This window comes from Novosphingobium sp. RL4 (assembly GCF_035658495.1).
Classification (GTDB): Bacteria; Pseudomonadota; Alphaproteobacteria; order Sphingomonadales; family Sphingomonadaceae; genus Novosphingobium.
The window spans coordinates 507188-518188 of record NZ_CP141944.1; the positions used below are offsets into that span (position 1 = coordinate 507188).

The following is an 11001-nucleotide window of genomic DNA, read 5'->3' on the forward strand; positions in this document are numbered from 1 at the left end:
CCTCCAGCCGATGTATTCGGGCGGGGGCAGCGGTGCGGTGGCGCGGGGTCTCACAGGCGTACAGGTCGCCGCGATCGAGGGGCGTGCAGGTTGGCTGGTGCGCAATGCGCTGGTCGATCAGCTTGGCTCCGACAAGTCGGACGCCTCACCGCGCTATCGCCTCGACGTGCGTCTTGACGATAAGCTTGAAGGCTTCGCCCTTCTCTCGGACGACACTATCGGCCGTGAACGGCGCACCCTGCGCGCGCGCTACCAGCTTGTTGACCTGTCCAGCAACGAGATCGTGCTGGACGCCACGGCAGGTTCGGATGCGGGGATCGACGTGGTTTCTTCGGACTATGCAACGATCGCGGCCGAGCAGACCGCGCTCGAAAACATGTCGAAGGATGTTGCAAGCCGTATCGTCACGACCGTCGCGCTGCGCTTGCGCGGCGATACGAAGCAGTAATCCGGCAATGCGGGCTGCGGAAAGATGAAGGCGACCCAGAAGGATTTCGGTGGTCTTGCGACCCGCGCTGCTCAGCAGGCGCGGGTCTTCTTCTTTTGCGGACCGGATGAGGCCGGGGCAAGCGACGCTGCCGCCCGGATCGTCTCGCTCCTCCCCGATCCTGGCGAGCGTGTCGAGATGGCGGGCTCCGATCTTCGCAAGGACCCGGTAAGGCTCGGCGACGAGGCGCGTTCAAATTCGCTGTTCGGAGGTACTTCGCGCCACATCTGGGTGCGTGCGCAAGGCGACGAGGCGCATGATGCCGTACAGATCTTGATCGAGAACGAGGTCGATGCCTGTCCGGTGCTGATCGTTGCGACCGGGGCGACCGACAAGTCGCGAACGGCCAAGCTGCTTGCGGCAAGGCCGGATGGGCTGGTGGCCATGTTCTATCCGCCCGATCTCGGCGCTGCGACAAGCGCGGTACGGACCATGGCCAACGGGGCCGGGCTCAAGATGGGCAGCGACCTTGCGGAAAGGATTGCGCGCGCATCGGGTCTGGATACTCGCCTTGCCCGCTCCGAAGTGACGAAGCTGGCGCTCTATCTCGACGCAGGCCCGGAAACGCCGCGACCGGTGACGGCAGCCGACCTCGATGCGGTTGGAGCCTCTACGGAGGACGATGACTTCGGACCCCTGGTCGATGCCGTGCTGGGTGGGCGACGTGAGGCGATTGGTCCGGAACTCAAGAGAATGCGGGACCAGGGGATCAATCCCGTGGGCCTGCTCCTGGCCTTTGAGCGCAGGACAGCGCAGTTGGCCGCGCTCAACGCGCGACTCGGGCGCAGTGGCGATGTAGCGGGGCTGATCGATTCGGAGACCGCTGCCCGCCGGATTTTCTGGAAAGACAAGGCGGCCCTTGGCGCTCAACTCAGGATTTGGCGGGGGAATCGGCTGGAAAGGCTCGTTGCCCGACTTATTGCGTTGCACCAATCGCTGCTTGGGAACAGCCAGGACGCAGAGCTGTTCTTGTCGGAAGGATTGGTCGAAATCGCACGAATTGCGTGTTTGGATGTTAAACACCGGATAAATAGAACAGCTTAACTGAATTTACTTTCCACACACGTGGTGGTGTTCATAAGGGCAAATACCTATTGCGCTGCAACATCGGGCATTATGCCCCTGGCATCGCGACAGGTACTGGACAGGGAGCCTATGGGCGTGAGTTCGGCAATCAGGAGCGTTGAACGAATGAATGCACCATTCGCCATTTCGCCTGAAGCGATACAGCGTTCCGAGGCTGACGAACTCCTTGTTGCGCCTTCGCTGGAGCGTCGACGTCTGCAATGCTACGTCGCCCTGCTTCTGGGCGATATCGTTGCGCTTATCACAGGCTTTGCCGTCGCCGGTCTGCTGTATGACACTGACCAGGGCGCGCAGATGTCGCTCGTCTATGGCCAGGTACTGCTCCCCATCTTCCTGACCCTGGCGTTATACAATGCCGCTTATTCCACCGACGCACTGCGCGATGGCTGGCGCGGCATTTTCCGTGCGGAAATGTCGATGGTCGTGGCGGTTGTCGTGGTCGTGTTCGTGCAGTTCCTGATGAAATCCTCGGCAGAACTCTCTCGCGGAGCCTTCAGCAGCGGCGTCATCTGCGCGATGGCGCTGATCGCCTGGACGCGTCTGCAACTGCGCAGTTTCGTGACATGGCGCTGCGGTACCAACGTCATCAACGAACTGGTGATCGACGATGGCGGTCCGCAATTGCGGATTCCCGGCACCATTCGGGTATCCGCTGCCGCCATGGGGATTCGTCCCAATCTCAAGGACCCGCATTCGCTCGACCGTGTCGGCCTGGTGCTTCGCAACATCGACAGGGTTATCGTCAGCTGCCCTGCGGACCGGCGCATGGAATGGGCGATGATCCTCAAGGGGGCGAATGTCGACGGCGAAGTGCTGGACGATGAAGTGGTACGCCTCGGTGCCCAGGGCGCCCGCGTCGCTGGAAAACATGGTCTGCTGCTGGTTTCGGCAGGACCGCTGGGACTGCGGGAGCGCGCGATCAAGCGGATCTTCGACGTAGCCTTCTCGGGCGCGGCGATCCTCGCCTTGTCGCCCTTGCTGCTGGTCGTGGCGATCGCGGTTAAGCTTCAGGATGGAGGACCGGTGTTCTTCGTCCAGCGCCGGATGGGCCGCGGCAACCGGTTCTTCAATATGTACAAGTTCCGCAGCATGACGCAGACCTTGTGCGACAGCGACGGCAGTGTCTCGGCATCGAAGCAGGACCAGCGGATTACCGCAGTTGGTCGCTTCATCCGCAAGACCAGCATCGACGAACTGCCCCAGTTGTTCAACGTTCTGTTGGGCGACATGAGTCTTGTCGGGCCCCGACCGCATGCCACGGGTTCGCTGGCGGGTGAGAAGCTGTTCTGGGAAATCGACCTGCGGTACTGGCAGCGTCACAGCCTGAAGCCCGGCCTGAGCGGGCTGGCGCAAATTCGCGGCTACCGCGGGGCCACCGATCACGAATCCGATCTGGTGAATCGCCTTCAGTCCGATCTCGAATATCTCGAAGGCTGGACCATCATGCGCGACTTGCAGATCATGTTCCTTACCCTTCGTGTTCTGGTGCACGATCGCGCATTCTGATTGCTGCCAGCCTTCGGTTCCGGCTTTCGGAGGTGCCCGAAGCGTTTCGAGCACCTCCTTTTCCGCTCAGGCTTCGGTCTGCACCGCGGTGACATCCCATTTTAGGTCGGCGCCATTATAGATGGCCGTCGCGTAAGTCGTCTTTCCGGCAGTCGTCGCGATGGGAAGAGCCGCACCGATGGCACGATAGATGGCGTTCCAGGCGACAGCGCGGGTAGTCCCGTTATCCTTGAGACGGAACCGGATCACTTGCCCGTCGAATGGCGAGCCGGTCGGGGCATTGATGGTCAGGGCTGCGGTCAGGGCTGTGCGAATGAAGCTCGATGCAGCCGAAAGATCGGGCGTGATGGTTCCCGATGCCGCGCTGCTGGCCACGTCGGGAGAACATGTGGCGATCGGGGCCCAAGTTACCAGCGGAGCGATGTAGGTCCAGGTCGCGGTTCCGTCTGTTATGGCCGTGCCCGTGCCGCTGGGACCGCTGCCGGTTGCAGAAGTGCCGGCGATCGTGCAGCGATAGACGCTGGTTCCGACATAGCGGATATCCCCGATCACATAAGCCGTGGTGCCCGCCCAAGCGAGGTTGGTATCCCAGCCATGGTCAAGCGCGACCCGGGCGATCACGCCGCCCAAAGCCATTGTGGCGCCCGATTCAAGCCGGGTCCCCCGGCATATGCCCCCCAGGGAGCCGATGGATGATGTTGCCGGAATCGGGAGCGACTGGGTGATCCCCGTGCTGCGATTGCCACTATAGAAGACGCGGACGCGCCCCTTGCTGGGCGTGAGATCCGTGATCGTGTCGAAGACGTTGTCCGCCACCATGACGTTACTGTAGTTGGAACCGTTCTGGTATTCGTAGCCGAGGTGATAGGTGATCGCGGAGGCCAGATCTTCCACACGGTTGCCCCGAAGCTCCGACCATGCTCCCGAATTGGCGTAGCAATAGGAAGCGATGCCGACCGATCCGGCCGGGAGCGAGCAACCCGGCAAAGTCTTCAGGGTATTGTCGATGATCCGCCCGGTCGACTGGATCAGGCGCTTGGCTGCGGAAGTTGCGAGCGGTGCGGAGTCGAACTCCAGCAGGTTGCCCTGAACGATGGACTTGTTGCCGATGCTGGCATCGAGGATGCCCACGTTGCGCAGGACATTGTTCGACACGACCATCGATCGCATCGCGGTGTCGCCCTTGATCCAGCCGAGGTCATGATCGCCTTCGTAGATGCAGGTATTTCCCGTCCATAGAACGCGGTCCGCATCGTCCAAGGTGTCGAAGCCGGCAAGCTTGGTGTCGAAGAAGGTGTTGCCGCGTTGATAGCGAATGGAACTGACGGTTCCTTCGAGGCTACCGATACCCTCGGTCCCGACCAGTTCGACAGTGACTTCATCGATGACGACGATGCCGTAATAGGCTTGTGTCAGCGCCGTTCCCACAGCGCCGCTCTTGGTTCGGATGTTGACAAGCTGATCGCTACCGAAGCCATGGCTGGCTGCCGTCACCAATCGAACCCGGCCATCGGTGCCGGCGCTGGAAGCGACGGTCACGCTGCTCATGTATCCGGTCTGGTTGAAGATTGCGGCGATGTTCTTCGCCCGTTTGGTTTGGATCAGGACGTTGTTTGCGAAGACGTTGTTGAGCGAGGCGTAGAAGATGGAAGTGCAGAAATTGCCCGCATTGCGGACGAAGTTGCCCGTTACGGTGCAGTTGAAGCAGCCCTCCAGGTCCAGAGCTGTATCGAGCACATCTTCCACGACATTGCCGGTGATGGTCATGCCGTCGCCGTTGTTGCCGTAGATGGCGCCGTTCGTTCGGCACAGGTAGTTGCCTGTAATCTGGACGTTGCGCACCCGACGCGCCATCCAGACTTCACCACCTTCCGCACTCGGTGCACCGCCGCCCCACCATGAGACCTTGCCGCCTCGAAATACGTTGCCGGTAATCGCCACGTCCTTGACGAATTCAAGCCGTACGAGCGACGCGTTGTACCGGCCGCTATCGCCGTAATTGTTGGCGATGACGATGTTCGAGGAAAGGTCGCCGAAATCCGGCCCGGACGAGAAGCCTGCCGTCACGGCGGGATCGACGCCGACACCTTCGTCGCCGGCCACGCCGTTTGCCGACTTGTATAGGCCGCGAATGTCGGCACCGTGGGTAATGGATACCCCGCCCGTGTTCACCAGCCGGTTTCCGACGAACCAGAGGAAACGGATATTGGCCGCGAACAACGCAATGCCGACATTGGAAACGTCGCCCTCGAATGCGCAGTTTTCGATGCGGATGTGTTCGTAGAAAGAACTGAACGCTTCTGCCGCGCTGACATTCTGGTTGACGTTGAAGAAGTTGGCATCGCCTGCGTTAACCAGATGGATGCCCGAGATCGTGCACTTCGGAGTGAGCGCGATCGCCTTCACGAGCCTGAACTTGCGGCCCTTCTCGGCCGTGAGCGTGAAGCCCTCGGGATAAAGTGCGTGCATGGTATCTACGGCTTGCTGCAGCAGTGCCGAATTGTCGGTCACGCCGTCCCCCCGGCAGCCGAACCATTCGATCATGGCCACGGGGCCGGGCGTGCGTTCCCAAGCCCCCAGCGCTCCACTCGGCGTTTCGCCGGGAGGCACGTAGATACCGCGATTAGGGTCTGCCTGCACCTTTGCGGACATGTCCCCATTACGCCAGGTGAAGCTGCCCTCCCGTCCTCCTTCGGCCAGATAGGCGCGCTGACGCTCGGACAGGCTGGCCAGTTCGTTGCGGTCGAGCGATATGCGCTGGGTCGTTTTTCCGATCCTTGCGGCCAGTCCGCGAGCGACGACGTCCATGCTCATGATGAGATCTCCTGATCGTGCCGTGGTTACTGTGCGAGGCGATAGACGAGGGTGCCCGAGGCGAGGGTTATGTCGAGATAAAGCGCGACTCCATTCTCTTCCTCGGTCCACACCTGTTCGCAGGCATTGGCGGAGAACGTCGCCCACGGCGTGCCGGCAACGGTCACGGCGTTGCGCGTCGCGCCGGCGTCCGTTGATCGGCGCAGACTGACCGTGCCGCTTCACGTGCCGGAGAGCGCTAGGACTACGGGGCGCGACAGGGCGGGAACGAAGGGCCCGGCAACGATGGACTGGGATGTCGAGCCGGACAGCGCATTGGCAGCCGCTGCCGCCACATTCCGTACGAGGAGAGGGTCGCCGGCAGCGACGCTTACAGGCAGGGGGGAGGTGTTACGGACCGTCGCAAAAGCTCCGGCTTCGTCGGAAAATCCGATCGCGAAAGCCGGGGCATAACCTGCGGGAACTGCTATGGGATTGCTCATCGGGGCTCCTTTCAATGAGGAAGGCCCGAATCCAGATACGCATCACGAGGGGTGTAGGAAAATTCTTTCGGCAGTGCGCCTTCAGGAAACTACCAGAATCGGTCAGTTTTTCTTCTTGGGCACATTGAAGGTGCCCTGCACACGGCCGCCGGAGGCTGAAGAGACCCCGCTCTTGAGATCCATCACGAACCGGCCGCCGCGAAGCGTATCGCCGCTGCCGCGCTTGAGCGTGGCATTGCCGACCATCGTGATGATGCGCTGGTTGAAGTCGTAGATCGCGGTATCGCCCGTGGCGATCTGGTCCTGGCGGGTGACGACGACGTTACCGCTGGCGGTGATGCGCTGGACCTGATTTCCCGCAGTGTAATCCATCACGGTTCGCGCCGCACGCAGGCGCAGATCGGCCTGGGTGATATCGACATTTCCGGTCAGCACGACGCGGCCCTGCTTGTCCTGAAGCTCGATCCGATCGGCCCCGAAATCGACGGGCGCATCGGAGTTGTGGCCGGAAATCCCCTGCGCACCAAGCTGCTGGCCAGCGGCGAACAGGGCAAGCCCGATCACGGGCGCGGCAATGGCGATACGAAGAAGGCGGGGGCGGGGCGTCATTGGGGTATCCTCAGCTTGCCGGGCGTTATGCGCATCCGGGCATTGCCTTCAAGCGTTACGGTGCGGTTTTCGAGGTCGGCGTGCATGGCATCGGCCTTGAAAGGACCGGAGGGCATGGTGCCCTGAACGCCGCCGGAAGCGACCGCGGTCTTGTTCTTGATGTCGACGTCGACCTTGCTGGTGGTCATGGTGTAGCCATCGGCGGCCTTGAAGTTCACCGGGCCATCCACCGCCATCGTATCGTTGTCGAAATTGTAGGCGCCGCGCGGCGCGACGATATCTGCCGGGCCATCGCGCATGCTCATCTTGGCGACGAGCTGCTGCATTTCGACGATCGGAATTTCAGGCGATCGCTGGACGGCGGTGCCGGCGGTCACCACGAAATCGCGGCCCAGATTGTCCTGGCCTCGATAAGCGGCGTTGGACACGGCGATCCGCTCCCCGGTCGTATCGACCTTGTTGCGGTCCAGCAGGAAGCTGATCTCACCGCGAGGGGAGAGCGGAACCAGGATCATGACGGCGGCAACCAGGCCGATACCCGCAGGCAGGGCCTTGGACAGAAATGCCACCATGCGATCGTGCGAACCGCCGGGCGCGGCGAAGTGCCGGCGGCGGTTACGGACCTGGTTGGCTTCGACCGACATCGCTGGTTGCGCTCCCGATCAGGCGGCTTCGTGGCTGAAGATATCGTGGTTGGGCCAGCCGGCAAGGTCGAGCCGGGCGCGTGCGGGCAGGAAGTCGAAGCAGGCCTGCGCGATTTCGGTACGGTTCTCTCGTGCAAGCCGCACGACCAGAATCTCATGCATGGCGTGCAGATAGCGCACGTCCGAGGCGGCATAGTCCTTCTGCGCATCGGTGAGCTCAGCCGCACCCCAGTCGCTCGACTGCTGCTGCTTCGATACTTCCTTGCCCAGAAGCTCGCGCACGAGGTCTTTCAGACCGTGGCGATCGGTGTACGTGCGCACCAGCTTGCTAGCGATCTTGGTGCAGAACACCGGCGCGGCCGTGACGCCGAGGTAATGTTCGATCGCAGCGAGGTCGAAGCGGGCGAAGTGATAGAGTTTCAACCGCGAGGGATCGGCCAGCACCGCCTTCAGGTTCGGCGCGGCAAAGTCGCTGCCGGGCGCAAAGCGGACGAGATGCTCGTCGCCTTTTCCGTCGGAAATCTGGACCACGCAGAGGCGGTCGCGCGGGGTGATCAAACCCATCGTTTCAGTGTCGACAGCGACGGGTCCCGGCGCAAGCACGCCCTCGGGGAGATCTTCTTCGTGGAGATAGACAGCCATGGTCCGGAAATGCTTAGGGACTGGGCCTGCGTTAGGCAATGGGCGGATGGTCCGGGATGCCGGTTACCGCCGACAAATCGGGAGTATGGCGCGAATGGAAACTTCAGTAGCCATGCAGAGCGTGCCGCCATCGTGGCAATCTGCGCTCGGCCCCGTGCTGGATTCCCCCGAATCGCGCCAGCTCGGTGAATGGCTGAATGCCGAGGAAGCAGCAGGGAAACGGATTTTCCCACCGCGCGGAAGTCGTTTCAGCGCCCTGGAACTGACACCGCTCGGCGAAGTCCGTGTCGTCATCCTGGGGCAGGATCCCTACCACGGCGCCGGGCAGGCACATGGGCTGGCCTTTTCCGTCGCCCATGGCGTGCGGGTCCCGCCGTCGCTGGTCAACATGTACAAGGAACTGGCCACCGATTGCGGCATTGCCGCGCCGGGACACGGCAACCTCGAACACTGGGCCCGGCAAGGCGTACTTCTGCTCAACAATGCGCTGACGGTCGAAGAGGGGCGGGGAGGATCGCACCAGAACAAGGGCTGGGAAGCGATCACCGATGCCGCCGTCGCGGCGGTTGCGGCCAAGGAGGAGCCTTGCGTGTTCCTGCTCTGGGGCAATCACGCCAGGAAGAAGGCGATGCGGGTGCCGGGGCTCGCTTCGAGCCATCACCTGGTGCTGACGGCACCGCATCCCAGCCCGCTCTCGGCCTACGCGGGATTTTTCGGGTGCCGGCATTTCAGCAAGGCGAATGCGTTTCTCGAAGCGAACGGACGTGGGCGGATCGACTGGTAGGTTTGCCACCTGGCGCCCCGGATCACGTTCGGGAGAAGGGGGTCAGGCAGCCCGGCCTGGAATGGCTTCGTCCATGACGTAATGGCTCATTGTGCCGCCCACGCCCAGATCGCCAAAGGCGGCGCGAAAGCGGCCGAAGCTGTCGAGCTTGCGCGCGGAATCGTGCGCTTCCATCGAGGTCCACACGACGTTGAACGTGAACTTCGACGGGTTTTCCACACCTCGGCCGAAACGGATCGAAACAACGCCTTCGCAGGCGGAGAGTTGTTCCAGCCCGACCTCGCGCATGGCGGCGGAAAAGGCTTCCTCCGTGCCGGGGCGGACTTCTATCTCGGCGATTTCCAGCAGCATCAGGTCATTCTCCCATTCGCCCGCCAAACTCCCCGAGCGTGTTCGCGAGGTCAACGCGGATGCGCCAGAAATCGCTGCCGCGTCGGAATCCTCAGTTCAAACGAAAAGGGCGCCCGCTGCCGGACGCCCTTCCTGTTCGTTCCACGTGTAACGTGTCAGCGCGGCAGTTCGGAAACGCCCATGAGCGCCTCGTCCACCGCGCGGGCGCACTGGCGACCTTCGCGGATGGCCCAGACGACCAGCGACTGGCCGCGACGCATGTCGCCACAGGCATAGATTGCCGGATCGCTGGTGCGGTAGTCGGCCATGGTGGCCTTGACGTTGCCGCGTGCGTCCAGTTCGACGCCCGACTGGTCGAGCATGCCGGCCTTGCGCGGACCGACGAAGCCCATGGCGAGCAGGATGAGGTCGGCTTCGAGCGTGAACTCGCTGCCTTCGACTTCCTGCATCTTGCCGTCCTTCCACTCGACGCGGACGCATTCGAGGGCGCGGACGTCGTTGTCGCCGATGACGCGCTTGGTCAGCACGGCCCAGTCACGCTCGACACCTTCTTCGTGGCTCGACGAAGTACGCAGCTTGAGCGGCCAGTTCGGCCAGGACATCGCCTTGTTTTCGTGAAGCGGCGGCTTGGGCATGATTTCGAGCTGGGTGACCGAAGCCGCACCCTGGCGGTTCGAGGTGCCTACGCAGTCGGAGCCGGTGTCGCCGCCGCCGATGACGATGACATGCTTGCCGGTAGCCGAGAGCGTGCCGCGCGGGGCGGCGCGCAATTCGTCGTCACCCGCGTTGCGCTTGTTCTGCTGGGTCAGGAACTCCATCGCGAAGCGTACGCCGGGCAGTTCGAAGCCCGGAATGTTCAGCGGACGGGGATCTTCGGCACCGCCGGAGAAGACCACGAGGTCGAAGTTTTCCTTCAGCGAGGCGACCGATACCGTCACGCCGACTTCGGTGGATGTCCGGAATTCCACGCCTTCCGCCATCATCTGCACGAGACGACGGTTGATGAGGTGCTTTTCCATCTTGAAGTCGGGGATGCCGTAGCGAAGCAGGCCACCGACGCGGTCGCTCTTCTCGAACACGGTGACCGAGTGGCCGGCGCGGGCGAGCTGCTGTGCGCAGGCCATGCCTGCCGGCCCGGAGCCGACGACGGCCACCGACTTGCCGGTCTTCTTCGCGGCAGGCTTCGGCGTGATCCAGCCTTCCTGCCAGCCCTTGTCGACGATCGCGCATTCGATCGACTTGATGGTGACAGGCTGGTCCACGATGTTCAGCGTGCAGGCCGCCTCGCACGGAGCGGGGCAGATGCGACCGGTGAACTCGGGGAAGTTGTTGGTCGAGTGGAGGACTTCCAGCGCGTTGCGGAAGTCGTCCTCGTAAACCAGGTGGTTCCAGTCCGGGATGATATTGTTGACCGGACAGCCGGTATGGCAGTGCGGCACGCCGCAGTTCATGCAGCGTGACGCCTGGTCCTTCAGCGCCTGCGGCGCGAGCGGGACTACGAACTCGTTGTAGTTCTTGAGGCGCTCCTTGGCATCGCCATAAGTGCGGTCCTGGCGGTCCAGTTCGAGGAAGCCGGTTTCCTTGCCCATCTTACTA

12 protein-coding genes are annotated in these 11001 nt (G+C 62.5%); 4 read left to right on the top strand and 8 right to left on the bottom strand.

Annotated features, from left to right (window positions below):
• Nucleotides 1-10 precede the first annotated feature (10 nt).
• The 3 genes from lptE (at nucleotide 11) to U9J33_RS02535 (ending at nucleotide 3079) form a co-directional block, all read left to right on the top strand.
• Complete coding sequence (gene lptE, locus U9J33_RS02525; RefSeq protein ID WP_165913267.1) at nucleotides 11-448, top strand: LPS assembly lipoprotein LptE; 438 nt, start codon at nucleotides 11-13, stop codon at nucleotides 446-448.
• A 24-nt stretch (nucleotides 449-472) separates the two neighbouring features.
• Entirely contained in the window at nucleotides 473-1531 is a 1059-nt protein-coding gene (gene holA / locus U9J33_RS02530) for a DNA polymerase III subunit delta (protein ID WP_324697649.1), read from the top strand.
• 147 nt (nucleotides 1532-1678) lie between these two features.
• Nucleotides 1679-3079 carry a sugar transferase gene (locus U9J33_RS02535; RefSeq protein ID WP_054441101.1) on the top strand — a complete coding sequence of 467 codons (1401 nt, stop codon included), beginning with the start codon at nucleotides 1679-1681 and terminating at the stop codon, nucleotides 3077-3079.
• Nucleotides 3080-3145: 66 nt separating this feature from the next.
• Here the strand turns inward: U9J33_RS02535 and U9J33_RS02540 are convergent, their stop codons facing one another.
• From U9J33_RS02540 to U9J33_RS02565, 6 genes are all read right to left on the bottom strand, one after another.
• Nucleotides 3146-5893: a right-handed parallel beta-helix repeat-containing protein gene (locus U9J33_RS02540; protein ID WP_324697653.1), complete on the bottom strand. Its 2748-nt coding sequence runs from the start codon at nucleotides 5891-5893 to the stop codon at nucleotides 3146-3148.
• Nucleotides 5894-5919: 26 nt separating this feature from the next.
• On the bottom strand, nucleotides 5920-6060 hold the full coding sequence (locus tag U9J33_RS02545) for a hypothetical protein (protein ID WP_324697655.1): 141 nt from the start codon (nucleotides 6058-6060) through the stop codon (nucleotides 5920-5922).
• Between the two features lie 54 nt (nucleotides 6061-6114).
• The gene (locus tag U9J33_RS02550; protein ID WP_324697657.1) at nucleotides 6115-6375 is read right to left on the bottom strand and encodes a hypothetical protein; all 261 of its coding nucleotides are present in this window, start codon (nucleotides 6373-6375) and stop codon (nucleotides 6115-6117) included.
• A gap of 102 nt (nucleotides 6376-6477) precedes the next feature.
• Nucleotides 6478-6984: an LptA/OstA family protein gene (locus tag U9J33_RS02555; protein ID WP_054441093.1), complete on the bottom strand. Its 507-nt coding sequence runs from the start codon at nucleotides 6982-6984 to the stop codon at nucleotides 6478-6480.
• Nucleotides 6981-7628, bottom strand: a complete 648-nt coding sequence (gene lptC / locus U9J33_RS02560; protein WP_054441090.1) for an LPS export ABC transporter periplasmic protein LptC — start codon at nucleotides 7626-7628, stop codon at nucleotides 6981-6983. The genes U9J33_RS02555 and lptC overlap by 4 nt, the downstream gene beginning before the upstream one ends.
• An 18-nt stretch (nucleotides 7629-7646) precedes the next feature.
• Nucleotides 7647-8270, bottom strand: a complete 624-nt coding sequence (locus U9J33_RS02565; RefSeq protein ID WP_054441088.1) for a ribonuclease D — start codon at nucleotides 8268-8270, stop codon at nucleotides 7647-7649.
• Nucleotides 8271-8364: 94 nt separating this feature from the next.
• Here U9J33_RS02565 and ung point away from each other — a divergent pair, with 94 nt between their 5' ends.
• Nucleotides 8365-9054 (top strand): uracil-DNA glycosylase, encoded by a 690-nt coding sequence (gene ung / locus U9J33_RS02570; protein WP_324697662.1) that lies wholly within the window; start codon nucleotides 8365-8367, stop codon nucleotides 9052-9054.
• A gap of 42 nt (nucleotides 9055-9096) precedes the next feature.
• On the opposite strand, the gene U9J33_RS02575 is transcribed toward ung, so the two are convergent.
• On the bottom strand, nucleotides 9097-9405 hold the full coding sequence (locus U9J33_RS02575; protein WP_324697664.1) for an antibiotic biosynthesis monooxygenase family protein: 309 nt from the start codon (nucleotides 9403-9405) through the stop codon (nucleotides 9097-9099).
• Between the two features lie 155 nt (nucleotides 9406-9560).
• Nucleotides 9561-10994: a glutamate synthase subunit beta gene (locus U9J33_RS02580; RefSeq protein ID WP_054441086.1), complete on the bottom strand. Its 1434-nt coding sequence runs from the start codon at nucleotides 10992-10994 to the stop codon at nucleotides 9561-9563.
• Nucleotides 10995-11001 lie beyond the last annotated feature (7 nt).

What these genes read in the sequence shown, in the direction of transcription:
- holA (WP_324697649.1), top strand. Translation starts at nt 473, where the DNA reads ATGAAGGCGACCCAGAAGGATTTCGGTGGTCTTGCGACCCGCGCTGCT.
- U9J33_RS02555 (WP_054441093.1), bottom strand. Translation starts at nt 6,984, where the DNA reads ATGACGCCCCGCCCCCGCCTTCTTCGTATCGCCATTGCCGCGCCCGTG.
- U9J33_RS02540 (WP_324697653.1), bottom strand. Translation starts at nt 5,893, where the DNA reads ATGAGCATGGACGTCGTCGCTCGCGGACTGGCCGCAAGGATCGGAAAA.
- ung (WP_324697662.1), top strand. Translation starts at nt 8,365, where the DNA reads ATGGAAACTTCAGTAGCCATGCAGAGCGTGCCGCCATCGTGGCAATCT.
- U9J33_RS02565 (WP_054441088.1), bottom strand. Translation starts at nt 8,270, where the DNA reads ATGGCTGTCTATCTCCACGAAGAAGATCTCCCCGAGGGCGTGCTTGCG.
- U9J33_RS02580 (WP_054441086.1), bottom strand. Translation starts at nt 10,994, where the DNA reads ATGGGCAAGGAAACCGGCTTCCTCGAACTGGACCGCCAGGACCGCACT.
- U9J33_RS02575 (WP_324697664.1), bottom strand. Translation starts at nt 9,405, where the DNA reads ATGCTGCTGGAAATCGCCGAGATAGAAGTCCGCCCCGGCACGGAGGAA.
- lptC (WP_054441090.1), bottom strand. Translation starts at nt 7,628, where the DNA reads ATGTCGGTCGAAGCCAACCAGGTCCGTAACCGCCGCCGGCACTTCGCC.
- U9J33_RS02535 (WP_054441101.1), top strand. Translation starts at nt 1,679, where the DNA reads ATGAATGCACCATTCGCCATTTCGCCTGAAGCGATACAGCGTTCCGAG.
- lptE (WP_165913267.1), top strand. Translation starts at nt 11, where the DNA reads ATGTATTCGGGCGGGGGCAGCGGTGCGGTGGCGCGGGGTCTCACAGGC.
- U9J33_RS02550 (WP_324697657.1), bottom strand. Translation starts at nt 6,375, where the DNA reads ATGAGCAATCCCATAGCAGTTCCCGCAGGTTATGCCCCGGCTTTCGCG.